Consider the following 16,342-nt stretch of genomic DNA (forward strand, 5'->3'; position numbering starts at 1 on the left):
CCTGGGCAGTCTACGTGTGCGTAGTGGCGAGTCGGGGTGTCGTACTCAACGTGAGAGGTGTTGATGGTGATACCACGAGCTTTTTCTTCTGGTGCGTTATCGATCTGGTCGAATGCACGAGCAGAACCACCGTAGGTTTTTGCCAGAACGGTAGTGATTGCAGCGGTCAGCGTTGTTTTACCATGGTCAACGTGGCCGATAGTACCGACGTTAACGTGCGGTTTTGTACGTTCAAACTTTTCTTTAGACATCGATTGTCCCTCTAAGACACGGATAAATCGGTGATATCACCACATCAACCAGGCGAAATGCCTGAATTGTTGAATACAGTAAAATTGAAACAGAGAGAAACGGGAAGGAGAAGTGAAGTGGTGCTGATACCCAGAGTCGAACTGGGGACCTCACCCTTACCAAGGGTGCGCTCTACCAACTGAGCCATATCAGCACGTATTGGAGCGGGCAGCGGGAATCGAACCCGCATCATCAGCTTGGAAGGCTGAGGTAATAGCCATTATACGATGCCCGCATCCTGAAACTCGGCTACCCAGTTCTTTCTGTAACAAAAAAAGAGATTTCTCTCTTTTTCAGTTTGAGCTGGCTAATTTTTCCAACCAGCTCCGGCGGCATTTACGCTGCCAGAAAGTGGTGGTGGGGGAAGGATTCGAACCTTCGAAGTCTGTGACGGCAGATTTACAGTCTGCTCCCTTTGGCCGCTCGGGAACCCCACCGGACTTGATGGTGCCGACTACCGGAATCGAACTGGTGACCTACTGATTACAAGTCAGTTGCTCTACCTACTGAGCTAAGTCGGCATCAAGTAGCGCGCATTCTATGGATACCTGCGCGGTCATGCAACTAAAAATTTGCATAAAACGTTCTTTCGCTCACATTTTATGCTAACAGCGTGTTGAGCGCTGTAAAAGTAGTCATTCACGGTCAAATAATCAACATGTAAGGGGTATTTGCACTGTAAACACCGTAGCGTGACGGCCTCCGCGTAACGCAGCGCTTTCCATCTTTTTTCTTATTATTCCTGTCATCTGGTGTTAACCTCCTGCCCATTGTCCAAAATTAACTGTGTGATGAGCCACGATCCGGCAGTTTCATGCTGGCTCACTGAAGCATGCTTATGAGCAAAAAAGAGCAAACGTTAATGACGCCTTATCTTCACTTTAACCGCAGCCAGTGGGCTGCCCTGCGTGATTCCGTCCCTATGACGCTGACGGAAGGTGAAATCGCACGGTTAAAAGGGATAAACGAAGATCTGTCCCTTGAAGAAGTGGCAGAAATTTATCTCCCCCTCTCGCGCTTGCTTAACTTCTATATCAGCTCGAACCTGCGTCGTCAGGCGGTGCTGGAGCAGTTTCTCGGGACGAACGGTCAACGCATTCCTTATATCATCAGTATCGCAGGCAGCGTGGCCGTGGGTAAAAGCACCACCGCACGCGTCCTGCAGGCACTGTTGAGCCGCTGGCCGGAACACCGCAGCGTGGAGCTGATCACGACCGACGGCTTCCTGCATCCGAACGAAGTATTAAAAGAACGCGGGCTGATGAAGAAGAAAGGCTTCCCGCTCTCTTATGATATGCACCGTCTGGTGAAATTTGTCTCCGATCTGAAATCCGGCGTGCCTCACGTGACGGCGCCGGTCTATTCGCACCTGATCTACGATCGCATCCCGGGTGGGGATAAGACGGTGGTCCAGCCGGATATTCTCATTCTGGAAGGTCTCAACGTGCTGCAAAGCGGCATGGACTATCCTCACGATCCGCATCACGTCTTTGTCTCGGATTTCGTCGATTTCTCTATTTATGTCGATGCGCCGGAAGACCTGCTGCAGAACTGGTACATCAACCGCTTCCTGAAGTTCCGTGAAGGGGCATTCACCGATCCGGATTCCTATTTCCACCACTATGCTCAGCTTTCTGAAGAAGAAGCGATCAATGTGGCAACGGGGCTATGGAATGAGATCAACTATGTGAATCTTAAAGAGAACATCCTGCCGACGCGCGAGCGTGCGAGCCTGATCCTCACCAAGAGCGAGAAGCACGCCGTCGACCAGATTCGCCTGCGGAAATAATAAAGCAGACATAAAAAAACCGGCTTATCGCCGGTTTTTTTCGTTATGCCTGTGGCTTCTCGCCATTTTCATCCTGATCGACCGCGAAGCAGGCAACCAGTTGACCACCATACTCCTTCAGCTGCGGCTGGAGCTGGGTGCACGGGCCAAAGCGGCGACTGCAGCGGGCGTTGAATGCACATCCCGGAGGCGGATTCAGCGGGCTTGGCAGTTCACCCGTCAGCTTAATACGCTCACGACGATCGTCCGGGTTCAGACGCGGCGTCGCAGACAGCAGCGCCTGGGTATAAGGGTGACGAGGGTTATTAAAGATCTGGTCTTTGGTCCCCTTCTCCACGCAGCGCCCCAGGTACATCACCATCACTTCATCGGCAATATGCTCCACCACCGACAGGTCGTGGGAGATGAACACGTAGGAGAGCCCCAGCTCCTGCTGGAGATCCATCATCAGGTTCAGCACCTGCGCCCGCACGGAGACGTCAAGCGCCGACACCGGCTCATCGGCAATCACCACGTCCGGGTCAAGCATCAGACCGCGCGCGATGGCGATACGCTGGCGCTGGCCGCCGGAGAACATGTGCGGGTAGCGGTCATAGTGCTCGGTTTTGAGGCCGACCTTCGCCATCATCGCCAGCGCTTTTTCACGGCGCTGCTCTTTGCTGAGATTGCTGTTAATCAGCAGCGGCTCTTCCAGAATCTGCCCCACCTTTTTACGCGGGTTCAGCGAACCATACGGGTTCTGGAACACAATCTGGATTTTCTGGCGACGCAGCTTCTGCGCCTGCGGATCGTGCTTGAGCAGATCCTGCCCCTGATAATAGAGCTCGCCGCCGGTCGGCACTTCAATCATCGTCAGCAGACGGCCCAGCGTGGATTTCCCGCAGCCGGACTCCCCCACCACCGCCAGCGTTTTACCGCGTTCGAGGTTAAAGGAGACGCCGTCCAGCGCTTTCACCAGGCGTTCAGGGGCAAACAGCCCCTTCTTCACCGGGTAATATTTTTTCAGGTCGATGGCCTGCAACAGCGGCTGTTGCGTGGTGGCCTGTTGCGTACTCATAGTGTTGGCCTCCCGGCATCATCGAGTGGGTAGTGGCATTTCGACTGACGACCGTCAGCCAGCTGGTTCAGCTCTGGTTCTTCCGCCCGGCATTTGTCCGTCGCATATGGACAGCGCGGATTGAGCAGACAGCCCTGCGGACGGTCATATTTGCCCGGCACCACACCCGGCAGCGACGCCAGACGCGCTTTATCCTGAGCAAACTCCGGCAGCGCGCGTAAAAGCGCCTGGGTATACGGGTGACGCGGCGCGCGGAAGATATCGTGTGAATTTCCGGTCTCGACCACCTGGCCGGCATACATCACGATGATTTTGTGCGCAGCTTCAGCCACCAGCGCCAGATCGTGCGTAATCAGCACCAGCGCCATGTTCTCTTTCTGCTGCAGCTCCAGCAGCAGCTCGATGATCTGTGCCTGGATGGTCACGTCCAGCGCCGTCGTCGGTTCATCCGCAATCAGCAGCTTTGGCCGACAGGCAATCGCCATGGCGATCATCACGCGCTGGCTCATCCCGCCTGAAAGCTGGTGCGGGTAAACGTCCAGACGCGATGCCGGGTCAGGAATACCCACCTGGTTGAGCAGATCGATTGCCCGCTGACGACGCGTTTTCTTATTCCCGCCCTGATGCACCTTGATTGCTTCCATAATCTGGAAACCGACGGTGTAGCACGGGTTCAGGCTGGTCATCGGATCCTGGAAAATCATCGCCACTTCCGCGCCCACCAGCTGGCGGCGCTGTTTCTCAGAAATGCGCTTCAGGTCCTGACCGTTGAACTGCAGGTTTTCCGCCATCACGCGGCCCGGGTAATCAATCAGCCCCATGATCGCCAGCGAGCTCACTGACTTACCGGAACCGGACTCCCCGACAATGCCAACCACTTCGCCCTGATTTACGCTATAGCTGATGCGGTCCACGGCGCGAAACGGGGTGCCTTCATCGCCGAAGTGCACCGATAATTTATCTACATTTAATAACGCCATCTCGTGCCTCTTACTGCTTCAGTTTGGGATCAAGCGCATCACGCAGGCCATCACCCATCAGGTTAAATGCCAGCACCGTCAGCAGGATTGCCAGACCCGGGAAGGTGACAACCCACCAGGCGCTTTGTGCGAACTGCAACACGTCGGAGAGCATGGTGCCCCACTCCGGTGTTGGCGGCTGCGCACCCATGCCCAGGAAGCCAAGAGCGGCCATATCAAGAATGGCGTTAGAGAAACCGAGCGACGCCTGAACGATCAGCGGCGCAAGGCAGTTTGGGAAGATATTGACGAACATCTGGCGCATCGCACCGGCACCCGCCACGCGAGAGGCGGTGACGTAATCGCGGTTCACTTCCACCAGCACCGCCGCACGGGTTAAACGCACGTAGTGAGGAAGCGCCACGAACGTCAGCGCCAGGGCGGCGTTACCGATCGACGGACCGAAGATCGCCACCAGCACCAGGGCCAGCAGCAGGCTTGGCAGCGCCAGCATGATGTCGACGATACGCATGATGATGTTATCAACGATACCGCCGAAGTAGCCGGCAACCAGACCCAGTACGATCCCCATAATCAGGGATAACACCACCACCAGGCAGCCGACCAGCAGCGACAGGCGCGCACCGTACATCAGACGCGACAGCACATCGCGGCCCACATCATCGGTCCCCAGCAGGTGCGCCAGGCTACCGCCATCCTGCCAGGCAGGCGGGGCGAGCAGCGCATCGCGGAACTGATCCGCCGGGTTATACGGCGCGAGGACGTTCGCAAACACCGCAATCAGGATCATGATAGCGACATACACCAGCCCCACCACCGCGCCTTTGTTGCGCTTGAAGTAGTGCCAGAACTCCTGCATCGGCGTCATCGGAACCGGTGCAGCAACAACTTTGTTTTCAGAAACCTGTGACATGATGGCCCCTTACTTCTTATGACGAATACGCGGGTTCACCACGCCGTACAGCAAATCGACCAGCAGGTTGACGAGGATAATCATCGTCGCGACCAGCAGCACACCGCCCTGCACCACCGGATAGTCACGGCGTTGCAGCGCGTCAATCAGCCAGCGGCCCAGGCCCGGCCAGGAGAAGATGGTTTCGGTCAGGATCGCCCCCGCCAGCAACGTCCCCACCTGGAGACCGATAACGGTCACCACCGGCAGCATGGCGTTACGCAGCGCATGGACGATGATAACGCGCATACGCGTCAGGCCCTTGGCGCGCGCGGTGCGGATATAATCCTCACCCAGCACTTCCAGCATCGATGAACGGGTCATACGCACGATCACCGCCAGAGGAATGGTGCCCAGCACCATGGCAGGCAGGATCATATGCGCGACGGCATCCATGAAGTTGCCCTCTTCGCCCCAGATAGCCGTATCAATCAGCATAAAGCCGGTGAGCGGGTTGGAGTCATCCAGGAAGACCATATCGCTGACGCGCCCGGAGACCGGTGTCAGGTTAAGCTGCACCGAGACCAGCATGATCAGCATCATGCCCCACCAGAAGATAGGCATGGAGTAGCCGGTCAGCGCCAGGCCCACAGCGGTGTGGTCAAAAATAGAGCCACGCTTAACGGCAGCCAGTACCCCGACAGGAATACCCACCGCGGTGGCGAAAATCATGGCGCAGACGCCAAGCTCCAGCGTCGCTTTAAAACGCGGCACGAACTCGTCCCACACCGGAAGACGGCTTTTCAGCGAAATCCCTAAATCACCGTGCAGCACGCCCCAGATATAGTGGAGATACTGCTGCCACATTGGCTTATCGAGGCCAAGTTCAGCCAGCAGCTGTGCATGGCGCTCAGGGGAAATACCACGCTCGCCCGCCATAATCATTACCGGGTCGCCGGGGATCATATGGACGAAGGCAAAAGTGAGAAGGGTGATACCGATAAACGTGGGGATAACAAGTCCCAAACGTCGGAGGATGAACTGCAACATAACCCGGATTCTCTCTGATGACGCACGACCAGTGGCGTGACGTCTGTATTGCTCACAAATCTTATCCCCTCTCCTTTCAGAGAGAGAATTAAGCACTGCTGCCGGGTGGCGCTACGCTTACCCGGCCTACATACCGTAGGCCAGTGCAAGCGCAGCGCCGCCTGGCGTTGCTTTTAATTATTCAACCGATACGTTTTCGAAGTGGTGTTTGCCCAGTGGATCAACCACGTAGCCTTTCACTTCTTTACGCACTGGCTCGTACACGGTGGAGTGAGCAACAATCAGCGCCGGAGCCTGATCGTGCATAACAACCTGCGCCTGCTTGTACAGTTCAATACGTTTGTTGTGATCGTCCGTCGCACGCGCCGGCTGGATCAGGTCTTCAAACGGCTTGTAGCACCAGCGAGAGTAGTTAGAACCGTCTTTTGCCGCCGCGCAGCTGAACAGGGTGGCGAAGAAGTTGTCCGGATCCCCGTTGTCACCGGTCCAGCCCATCATCACTGCCTGGTGCTCACCCGCTTTGGCGCGCTTCAGGTACTCGCCCCACTCGTAGGTCACAATCTTGGCCTGTACGCCAATCTTCGCCCAGTCAGCCTGAACCATTTCTGCCATACGGCGTGCGTTCGGGTTGTACGGACGCTGTACCGGCATCGCCCACAGCTCAACGGTGAAGCCTTTATCCTGGCCCGCTTCTTTCAGCAGCGCTTTCGCTTTCTCAGGATCGTAGGAGTAATCTTTAACGTCGTCGTTATAGCCCCACATGGTTGGTGGGATCAGGTTTTTGGCTGCAACGCCAGCGCCCTGGTAAACCGCCTTGATAATCGCTTCTTTGTTCACCGCGTAGGTCAGCGCCTGACGCACTTTCACGTCATCAAACGGTTTCTTCTCGGTGTTGAAGGAGAGATAGCCCACGTTCAGGCCAGCCTGCTCCAGCAGGTTGATGTTCTTATCCTGCTTCATGCGGGCGATGTCAGCCGGGTTCGGGTATGGCATCACCTGGCATTCGTTTTTCTGCAGTTTTGCATAACGTACTGACGCATCAGGCGTAATGGAGAAGACCAGACGATCAATCTTCGGCTTGGTACCCCAGTAGCCTTCGAATGCTTTATACAGAATGCGGGAGTCTTTCTGATACTGCAGCAGCTGGAATGGACCGGTACCGATTGGGTTCAGGTCGACTTTTTCCGGCGTACCGGCTTTCAGCATGTTGTCCGCGTACTCTTTGGACAGAATTGAGGCGAAGTCCATGGCCAGGTCAGCCAGGAACGGTGCTTCCGGACGTGTCAGCACGAACTGAACGGTATTATCGTCCACTTTTTTCACTTCAGAGATCAGATCCGGCAGACCCATCCCTTCGAAGTATTCATAGCTGCCGCCAGAGACTTTGTGGTACGGGTTCTGAGCGTTTTTCTGACGGTCGAAGGAGAACACAACGTCGTCGGCGTTAAAGTCGCGCGTTGGTTTGAATTCTTTGCTGTCCTGCCACTTCACGCCCTTGCGCAGGTGGAAGGTGTAGGTTTTACCGTCTTCGCTGACGTCCCACTTCTCGGCCAGACCCGGAATCACTTCCGTGGTGCCGGTTTTGAATTCAACCAGACGGTTATAGATCGGTACAGAGCTTGCGTCGTAAGTCGTACCAGAGGTAAAGAGCTGTGGGTTAAAGCCTTCCGGCGAGCCTTCAGAACAGTAAACCAGGGTTTTTGCCTGTACGCTTGCTGCCACGGTCATAGCCACCAGGCTCAGACCAAGCTTCAGCATCCCTGACTTCTTCAAGGAAATACTCATTATTCTGCTCCAATGTGATGTTTTGCTTTGTTGTGTTACGCCGCCAGACCTTTATTTATTTTTTACCCGGTCCGGTCGGAGGTGCCCGAAGGCGTTAAAGGGATGGAGAATCCTTTCAGAAGAGCGTTTGAGTTGCAGCGCAGATCGTCCCTGAAATGCCCCTCATGCCCTACAATCTGTCAACAGAATGTGAAAACGTCAATACAGGTGACGGGGATTTACGCTGAGTGTGAGAAATCGCAAACAAAGATTAAAAAAACCATGAGCGTCAGTTTTCAGCAGGGAAATTTATGCTACTCGCCATGTTGCAGCACAACTATCTTCATATTTCGCAACAATCAGTGATTAACTTTTATTCAGAATGGGTAAATTTTCTTGCAGAATGGTGATTATCTGAGCACTAAATACCGCGAACGTTAAAACGCACAGCGAAAAATGCTGAGGTTATCCATAAGCAACGCGAAAAAAGATCAATCTATATATAAAAAAATACAATGGATTATGTCACAAAATCGTTAACAGGCAGGGAGAAGCGGGCGTAAGGGGCGTTTTGATTACTCTGAAGAGCTAAGGCCATAATGCAAAAAGGGCTAACCTTACGGTTAGCCCTTTTCAGAATGTGGTCGGCGAGAGAGGATTCGAACCTCCGACCCACTGGTCCCAAACCAGTTGCGCTACCAAGCTGCGCTACTCGCCGAATGCGGAGCGCATCTTACTGCTGAGGTGCGCCCCCGTCAATCCCTTATTTTCAAAAAGCCATTCAACTGGCGATATTCTCGCCAGAGCAGCTACTGCGCGGCTTTTGCGCTGTTATCAGGGAGTTTACACCAGTTGTTGTTTTCGTTAATCCCACCGTTCGGTGAGGTGTAGCCGAGACAACCCATAATGGTGTCGTACAGCTCAACGTGACGACGCGGCACCTTCATTTCCGCCTCTTTCTTCAGATGGGCAAACATCTTCGCTTTCTCCGGGTCTTCCAGGTACTTATCGGACATCCACACCATCATTGGCACGCGGAACTGCTCCGGCGGCGCCATCTTGCGTGGCGTACCGTGCAGATGTTCGAACTCATTGATAGATTCACCGTGGTCCGCCGCATAGAAGACAATAGCCTTCTTATCGCGAACCTGGTCAATCACCGAATCAATAAAGTGATCCACATACATCACGGAGTTGTCATAAGAGTTAATCAACTGGGCTTTGGTGCAGTCTTTATCCACTCCGACGCACTCCGGCGTCCATTTGGCAAAGCTGCGGGGGTAGCGCTGCGTGTAGTTAAAGTGCGACCCTTTGGTATGAAGGATGATCATATGCTTACCATCAGGATTCCCGTTGAGTGAGAGTTTCATCTCATCAATCAGCAACATGTCATCGACAGGTTTGCCACGGTTGCGCGCCTCTGCGCCAATCTGCTCGCGGTAGGAGATGTTTTGCGCCATGGTGTTGCTGTAGAACCACATCTCACTCTGCATCGCATAGAGGTCGGAGGTAAACCCAAGCTGATGCAGCACCGAGAAGACGTTTTGCTCTTTTAGCGTACGCTGCGGGTTGTCGCTCGCCCCGCCCTCGCGCACAAACATGCAGCGCAGGGAAAGCTTGGTGGCGGTATCACAGGAATAGCCACGATAGGCAATCAGGTTCTTTTCCTGCGCCAGTTTAGGCGTGGTATCACGGTTATAGCCGAGAATGCCCATATGATCCCAGCGTGTGGTCTCTCCGATAATAAAGACGACGTAGGTATCGTCGATATCCTTTGGCGCCACATAGGTAAACTTCTTCGCCGGGTTTATCAGCGACTTATTATCCGAGGACTCATCCACCTGCGCCCACGCATACAGCCCTAGCGCGGAGATCCAGTTAGACGGTAAATACGAGTTGGCAACCACGCCACCGTAGCTCGGCATATCCACGCCGGAGGTACGCTCATCATTCTTCTGCTTCACCTCCAGCAGACGAATCGGCCCCCAGACCATCAGGCCCGCCAGCAGCACCACGGCGACGCTTCTGAATCGCTTTCCTGGCGTGCGGATCTGGTGAACAAGGGTATAGCGGCAGCGGTTGCTCCAGATGAGCAGCAGCGGCAAGGCGCTGACCGCTACCAGCCAGAGGATAAAGTGCAGCCCCACAACCTCTTTAGAGAGGTCGATATCCGTGGTCATCACCGAGGCAATAATGCCGTAGCCAATCACCACGTTCATAAAAGTCATGTAATAGCTGGCACCCGCCGAGCACAGCACGATAAACGTTGCCAGCACTCGCCACACGCGACGGCCAAACAGGGTAAGAATACGGAATAAAAAGAAGGTGACCAGTACCGCAGCGACCAATTCGACAACCGCTGCAATTCCTTTCCAGACGGTAAAATCATGCGCGTAACCGTCAAACCGACGGAAAAAAACTGCGCCGTTCATAAACAGGCCGATGTACAACGCCAGCAAAAAGCAGAGCTTTTGTTGCGCCATCGATTTAATGTATTTCATGCAAGCTACCCGGAAAAAGGGACAATACCGCCGCCCACCTCAATCAAAAAAGTGGGCAGATTAGACATACGCTCAGGGGATCGTTCAATGAAACGTCTACAGGCGTGGTAAGTAGACCACAGGGAAGCGGAAAAGTGGCAGCAGAGAGTGTGATCAGTACAGTTATTTACAAAAAAGCAAATCCAAAAACAGACAAAATCGCTTTATTTCCAGGTTAAGAAAATAAAAAGGCCGGATTACCGGCCTTTCTCGTCGCGATTATGCATGAACTTCTTTAAAAACTTCACGTTGCGGCTGGCGAATCGTGGTTGACAGCGCCAGGGAGATAATCAGCAAGGCAAATATCACGCAGAAGGTTACGTAGAACCCGCCGAACAGGGAAGCAATCAGCGAGCCGCAGATACTGCCGATCCCGAAGCCCAGATAGATCACGCCGTAGTTTTTCGCCAGATTGTTCAGGCCAAAGAACTCGCTCACCAGTGACGGGAAGACGGTAATGGTGCCGCCGAAGTTAAAGGCCACGCAGGCAATTGCCGCGAAGAAGGTGGCTTCATTCAGCGGAGCGAACAGCAGCGCCGCCATACCGACCAGCGAGACCACCTGCCCAATCGTAATCACGCGGATGCGGGCGATTTTGTCGGACAGAATACCGAGGACCAGACGACCGGAGAGGTTAGCAATGGAGATCACAGTCACCGCGTTGGCCGCCGTGGCTGCATCCAGTTTCACCATCCCCTGCGCGATATCTTTCGCCACGCCGATGACATACAGGCCGCTCATGCAGGCCGTCAGGAACATCACCGCCAGCATCCAGTACTGCGGTTTACGCATGGACTGCGCGAGGGTGAAATCATTCTCCACCACGCCATTCACGGATTTCACTTCCTGCTGCGGCGCATCCTTCATCAGCGTGGCGCCGAACAGAATCATCACCAGCACGATTGCGCCCCAGATCATGAAGGTCTTTTCGAGGCCAACGGACGCCAGCAGATGGGCATCGATAAATTTGAACCCGAGGCTGCCCAAACCATAAGAACCAATGGCAAACGCGGAGATTAAGCCTTTACGTTCCGGGAACCACTTCACGCAGTTTGACAGCGTCAGCAGATAGCCCGCGCCGTCCGCCAGTCCCACCAGCACGCCCGCACTCAGCCAGAGCATCATCAGATTGCTGGAATGCGCGGTCAGGAAAAAGCCCAGCCCCAGCAGGATGCCGGACGCCATGGTCACGCGCTTCACGCCAAAACGCTCCTGCAGCTTGCCCGCGACGGAAGATGAAATCGCCAGACCCAGGCTCAGCAAACCAAAGGAGAACGCGACCTGGCTGACCGGTGCGCCGAGTTTGTCAGAAAGCGCACTGTTAAACAGGCTCCAGGTATAGACCGATCCCAGCGCAAACTGAGTGACGATGGTACCAAAGAGCGTGAGCCAGCGCGTGCGGTTATAGGTTGATGTGTTCATGGCAGTTGTCCTGCAAGATAAATTGAGGGAATTCGCTGAGGACAACGATAAACAAAACCTCAATATGCCTGGGGTAAAACGGCATGAAATGCAGGCGGAACGGAATGAAATGCCTGGAATCGGGAATGAATGACCTGGCACGGGAATAAAGCGACAGCGTGTTAGTATCTGCTATCGCTGTAAAGCCCGTGGTTATTGTATTCGAGATGTTATCGTAACGTTTAAAAAAGTAACAACGCTAGAAATTGGCGCTGACGCCGAGGGTGTATAAAAACTCCTCACCGGTGGTGGTATGCTCCCCCTGAGCCAGCGAGGCATAGGCCGCCATGTGCGTATTAAAGGGAATATCCGTTCCCACGGTGACATCCATCCAGCTGCCGTTTTGGGCAGGAGCTGGCGTTTGCGGCATACCAAACTGCGATTTCCACTGGTTTTCACCAAACTGTTGGTTATAGCTGATCTGCGCCCAGGGCCGGAGATCGCCGTACTGGGTGTTAACACGCCACCCCAGCGTGCTGACGCTGGCATGCCAGAGCGGGTCCGTAACTGACTGTGTCGACGCGCTATCACCAAACTCGTTAATCATCATAGGAGCCGTGCCGTCGTACCGCCACGCCACCACCGGGCCGGTGGTAATTCGCGCTGAAACGGGAAAATTCCAGCCTACGCTCATCGCCCCCTCTGTCGTGCTGCCAGACGGTATATTCAGAGCAAGACCCGGCGCATTTTGCGAAGACTGAATACGCTCCGCGAGAATATCCTCATAGCGCGGTTGGTGATCCGCGTCCCATGTATAGCGTTCCGCCGTATTATTTTGGGCGTCTGAAACGATATATTCCTGTTGCCAGGCAGACGCTGTATTACAAAAAAACAGGCAGGCTGAAATCCCCACCAGGCCAGACACAGCATGGCGACCACTGATTTTTTTTATCATCTTCAACGCGACCCCAGAGAGAGCCGAATTCGGCGATATTTGTCGTTATTCAGGAAGAGCTTAGAGAGCATATGGCCCTGTATTAACTATTGTCTTTATAGTAAACACGTCAAGCCAGTCAGAACGAAATTTTTGCGAAATCAGTATCAATAAGGGAGATGACGGATGGAACGTTGCGGTTGGGTAAGCCAGGATCAGCTTTATATCGACTATCACGATCGGGAATGGGGCGTGCCGGAAAGGGATGGCAAAAAGCTCTTTGAGATGATCTGCCTGGAGGGCCAGCAGGCGGGGTTATCATGGATTACGGTACTGAAAAAACGCGAAAATTACCGCAGCGCTTTCCACCAGTTCGACCCCGTCGCCGTCGCCGCGATGACCGATGAGGACGTCGAGCGACTGGTGCAGGATGCCGGCATCATCCGCCATCGTGGTAAGATCCAGGCCATCATCGGTAACGCACGCGCTTATCTGGCGATGGAACAAAACGGCGAATCATTTTCAGATTTTGTCTGGACGTTTGTGAATAACGATCCGCAAGTCACGGAGGCGACCACGCTCGCGGAAATTCCGGCCGCCACTCCGGCCTCGGATGCGCTCTCGAAGGCCCTGAAAAAACGCGGCTTTAAGTTTGTCGGCTCCACCATCTGCTACGCCTTTATGCAGGCCTGTGGCCTGGTCAACGACCACGTTACCGGCTGCTTCTGTCATCCGGGAGGCCATCATGATCCGCAAATGGCAAAATGAAAATACCGCGCCGCTGCTGAGCCTGTGGCTGGAAAGTACCACGGAAGCGCATCCGTTCATCGCGCCGAATTACTGGAAAGAGAATGAGGCCATGGTGCGGGACGTTTATCTGCCGTCCGCTGAAACCTGGGTCTGGGAGCAGGACGGCGAACCTTGCGGATTTATCAGCGTGATGCAGTCTCAGTTTGTCGGCGCCCTGTTTGTGGCGCCGTCATGCATCGGGAAAGGCATCGGGCGCGCGCTGCTGAACCATGTTCAACAGCGCTTCCCGCACTTAACCCTGGAGGTGTATCAGAAAAATGTCCGGGCGGTGAATTTCTACCATGCTCAGGGCTTTCGCATTGAAGACAGCGCCTGGCAGGATGACACCCAACACCCGACGTGGATTATGAGCTGGCAGGCGGATCAAACGCCGTTAAGGTAAGCTCGGGACCCGTATATTTCTCGACCCAGGCCAGCGCCGTGTTCCCTGCGCAACCATTCCCCAGCTTCGAGCTGGGGAGATCTTTGGTCAGCACGTTAACCGCCCCGTTTTTACAGATACCGCCTTCGGCGAGCTCAAGGTCAGGCCATGCGCCCTGATGAATGCAGATCACGCCCGGCTTAATCCCGTCGCTCACCACCGCCCCTGCCAGCACCTGTCCACGCGCGTTCCAGACGCGCACCACGTCGCCGTCCGCAATCCCGCGCGCTTGCGCATCAAGGGTATTCAGCGTGATGGGCTCTCGCCCGGCGACCGCATACTGCTCGCGCAGGGAGGTATAGTTAAGCTGGCTGTGCAGACGGTGCGCGGGATGGGCAGATAACACCTGCAGCTGATCCGGCCGGGCGTTGCCGTGCCATTCGTCCGGCTCGAGCCACGTGGGATGCGGCGGGCAGTCAGCATAGCCAAAGCTGGCGATGCGCTCGCTGTAGATCACGATCTTACCGCTCTCGGTTTTCAGCGGGTGGTTCTCCGGATCGCGGCGGAAATCGGCAAAACGAACAAACTTCGCGTTCTGTTCGCTCTCCGGCATTTCGACGATCTGGTTCGCCTCCCAGAACTCAGTAAATGGCGGGAGCGTCACGCCCTGCGCCGCGCCGCGCTGTCCGGCAATCTGGTAGAAGGTTTCCAGCCATTCGAGATCGGTTTTTCCCTCGGTAAAACGCGCGCGACCGCCCGCTTCCCACCGCTCGCTCAGTTCAGCAAACACGTCGAAATCATCGCGCGCCTCATCGCGCGGGGCCACCACGCGCTTCATCGGGACCATATGCTGATTGCTGTAGTCGCCGGTCATGGTGAGATCGTTACGCTCAAACGAGGTGGTCGCCGGGAGCACGATATCAGCGTGTTTCGCCGAGGCGGTCCAGAAGCACTCGGAGATCACCACCAGCTCCGGCTTCTGCCAGGCGCGGATCAGGCGGTTGGTATCCTGATGGTGCGTGAAGTTCGACCCGCCCGCCCACCAGACAAATTTAATATCGGGGAAGTGGCGGTCGAGACCATTGTGCTGATAAAAACCGCCCGGATTTTCCAGGGCTTCAACAATACGCGCCACCGGGATTTTATCCACGGCATCCTCGCCCCCCTGCACCGAACCTTGCAGAGACGCCAGCACCGCCGCTTTACGCGTGGGGTTACCGCCATTGGCAAAGTGATAGGAGAGACCAAAACCGCCGCCCGGCGTACCGATCTGCCCCAGCATCGCGGCGAGGGTCACCAGCATCCAGTGTTTTTGCTCGCCAAACTGCTGGCGCTGCATCCCCCAGCCGGACATCAACATCGTGGTGTTTTTATGGAATAACGCCGCCAGTTCGCGGAGTTTATCCGCAGAAACACCGCAAATGTCAGCCGCCCACTCTGCCGTTTTGGCCACGCCATCCGTTTTACCCGTCAGATAGTCGGCGAATTTATCGAAGCCGGTGGTACAGCGCGTCAGGAATTCGACATTGTGCCAGCCGTTTTCCACCAGGGTATGGGCGATACCCAGCATCATTGCCACATCGGTGCCCATATGCGGGGCAATCCACTCGGCGCTGTCGCCGAAGAAATCCAGGGTTTCAGAGCGCATCGGGTCAATGCAGATGATGCGCTTGCCGCTTTTGCGCAGCGCGTCGAAATAGCCAATGCCCTGCTCGTCGCTGGCATTCCAGGCAATTTTCAGCGTGTTAAGAGGGTTAGCGCTCCACAGCACCACCACGTCGGTATGCGCCAGCACCAGCGGCCAGCTGGTCTGCTGCTGGTACACTTCGTTCCCGCCCACGACGTACGGCATGATCGCCTGCGCCGCACCGGTGGAGTAATCCCCCAGATGACCGGTATAGCCTCCCGCCAGGCTCATATAGCGCTGCAGCAGCGTCGACGCCTTATGCAGCACCCCGTTAGAGCGCCAGCCGTAGGACCCGGCGAAAATCGACGACGGACCGTAACTGTCGCGAATGCGCTTGTGCTGGGTGTGGATCAGCGCCAGCGCGTCATCCCAGCTCACGCGAACAAACTCATCCTGACCGCGAATGCCCTGCGGCTTGTCAGGTGAGGCGAGAAAACCTTTACGCACCATCGGCCAGCGCACGCGTGTTTTGCTGTGCACCTGATCGCGAACGACGGTCTGTAAAGAGTTGGGATGTTGTGTTGGCAATGCTCCGCGAGACGACAGAACATTTTCGCCATCGGTTTCGACCAGCATTGGCCCCCAGTGGGCGGCGGTCAGAATGGTTTTCGTTGAGGTGCTCAAGCGTGCGCTCCTGGTTGCGTGCAGGTTTTACGGCCTTCTTGCTGAGACCGTTTATGGTTTGTCACAAATTTCAGAGTTATACCCGGAATTTTCTCCGTATCTGGACGTCATAATCAACTGCCACGTTCGCCGTGGCAAAGAATAAAAAGGATTAAGGAAAGA

13 protein-coding genes and 5 tRNA genes are annotated in these 16,342 nt (G+C 55.2%); 3 read left to right on the forward strand and 15 right to left on the reverse strand.

Going from position 1 to position 16,342, the window contains the following annotated elements:
* The 5 genes from ACVCAM_RS19345 to ACVCAM_RS19365 form a co-directional block, all read right to left on the reverse strand.
* A partial coding sequence (locus ACVCAM_RS19345; protein ID WP_032983140.1) for a GTP-binding protein occupies positions 1–251 on the reverse strand: 251 nt, incomplete at its 3' end.
* Between the two features lie 118 nt (positions 252–369).
* A tRNA-Thr gene (locus ACVCAM_RS19350) sits at positions 370–445 on the reverse strand.
* Between the two features lie 6 nt (positions 446–451).
* Positions 452–526 (reverse strand) — tRNA-Gly (locus ACVCAM_RS19355).
* Between the two features lie 117 nt (positions 527–643).
* Positions 644–728, reverse strand: a tRNA-Tyr gene (locus tag ACVCAM_RS19360).
* A gap of 8 nt (positions 729–736) precedes the next feature.
* A tRNA-Thr gene (locus tag ACVCAM_RS19365) sits at positions 737–812 on the reverse strand.
* A gap of 317 nt (positions 813–1,129) precedes the next feature.
* Between ACVCAM_RS19365 and coaA the strand changes: the two genes are divergently transcribed.
* Entirely contained in the window at positions 1,130–2,080 is a 951-nt protein-coding gene (gene coaA, locus ACVCAM_RS19370; RefSeq protein ID WP_021242480.1) for a type I pantothenate kinase, read from the forward strand.
* 43 nt (positions 2,081–2,123) lie between these two features.
* Here coaA and dppF read toward each other — a convergent pair whose 3' ends face one another.
* From dppF to ACVCAM_RS19415, 9 genes are all read right to left on the reverse strand, one after another.
* Complete coding sequence (dppF, locus tag ACVCAM_RS19375) at positions 2,124–3,137, reverse strand: dipeptide ABC transporter ATP-binding subunit DppF (protein WP_044597339.1); 1,014 nt, start codon at positions 3,135–3,137, stop codon at positions 2,124–2,126.
* Positions 3,134–4,117 (reverse strand): dipeptide ABC transporter ATP-binding protein, encoded by a 984-nt coding sequence (dppD, locus tag ACVCAM_RS19380; protein ID WP_008502772.1) that lies wholly within the window; start codon positions 4,115–4,117, stop codon positions 3,134–3,136. Before dppD ends, dppF begins: the two co-directional genes overlap by 4 nt.
* Before the next feature lie 10 nt (positions 4,118–4,127).
* On the reverse strand, positions 4,128–5,030 hold the full coding sequence (dppC, locus tag ACVCAM_RS19385; protein ID WP_008502771.1) for a dipeptide ABC transporter permease DppC: 903 nt from the start codon (positions 5,028–5,030) through the stop codon (positions 4,128–4,130).
* A 9-nt stretch (positions 5,031–5,039) separates the two neighbouring features.
* The gene (dppB, locus tag ACVCAM_RS19390; protein WP_008502770.1) at positions 5,040–6,059 is read right to left on the reverse strand and encodes a dipeptide ABC transporter permease DppB; all 1,020 of its coding nucleotides are present in this window, start codon (positions 6,057–6,059) and stop codon (positions 5,040–5,042) included.
* Positions 6,060–6,236: 177 nt separating this feature from the next.
* On the reverse strand, positions 6,237–7,844 hold the full coding sequence (gene dppA / locus ACVCAM_RS19395) for a dipeptide ABC transporter periplasmic-binding protein DppA (RefSeq protein ID WP_008502769.1): 1,608 nt from the start codon (positions 7,842–7,844) through the stop codon (positions 6,237–6,239).
* Positions 7,845–8,464: 620 nt separating this feature from the next.
* Positions 8,465–8,541 (reverse strand) — tRNA-Pro (locus tag ACVCAM_RS19400).
* Positions 8,542–8,632: 91 nt separating this feature from the next.
* Positions 8,633–10,324, reverse strand: a complete 1,692-nt coding sequence (eptB, locus tag ACVCAM_RS19405; RefSeq protein WP_008502768.1) for a kdo(2)-lipid A phosphoethanolamine 7''-transferase — start codon at positions 10,322–10,324, stop codon at positions 8,633–8,635.
* 258 nt (positions 10,325–10,582) lie between these two features.
* Positions 10,583–11,785 carry an L-lactate MFS transporter gene (locus ACVCAM_RS19410; protein WP_008502767.1) on the reverse strand — a complete coding sequence of 401 codons (1,203 nt, stop codon included), beginning with the start codon at positions 11,783–11,785 and terminating at the stop codon, positions 10,583–10,585.
* 238 nt (positions 11,786–12,023) lie between these two features.
* Positions 12,024–12,719 carry an autotransporter domain-containing protein gene (locus tag ACVCAM_RS19415; RefSeq protein ID WP_021242477.1) on the reverse strand — a complete coding sequence of 232 codons (696 nt, stop codon included), beginning with the start codon at positions 12,717–12,719 and terminating at the stop codon, positions 12,024–12,026.
* Positions 12,720–12,884: 165 nt separating this feature from the next.
* On the opposite strand from ACVCAM_RS19415, the gene tag reads away from it, so the two are divergent.
* Complete coding sequence (gene tag / locus ACVCAM_RS19420; RefSeq protein ID WP_008502765.1) at positions 12,885–13,466, forward strand: DNA-3-methyladenine glycosylase I; 582 nt, start codon at positions 12,885–12,887, stop codon at positions 13,464–13,466.
* On the forward strand, positions 13,444–13,890 hold the full coding sequence (locus ACVCAM_RS19425) for an N-acetyltransferase (RefSeq protein WP_008502764.1): 447 nt from the start codon (positions 13,444–13,446) through the stop codon (positions 13,888–13,890). Before tag ends, ACVCAM_RS19425 begins: the two co-directional genes overlap by 23 nt.
* Here ACVCAM_RS19425 and ACVCAM_RS19430 read toward each other — a convergent pair.
* Complete coding sequence (locus ACVCAM_RS19430; RefSeq protein ID WP_050437722.1) at positions 13,853–16,132, reverse strand: molybdopterin guanine dinucleotide-containing S/N-oxide reductase; 2,280 nt, start codon at positions 16,130–16,132, stop codon at positions 13,853–13,855. The two genes, ACVCAM_RS19425 and ACVCAM_RS19430, sit on opposite strands and share 38 nt — an antisense overlap.
* Positions 16,133–16,342 lie beyond the last annotated feature (210 nt).

The organism is Enterobacter sp. CFEC122, assembly GCF_052983755.1.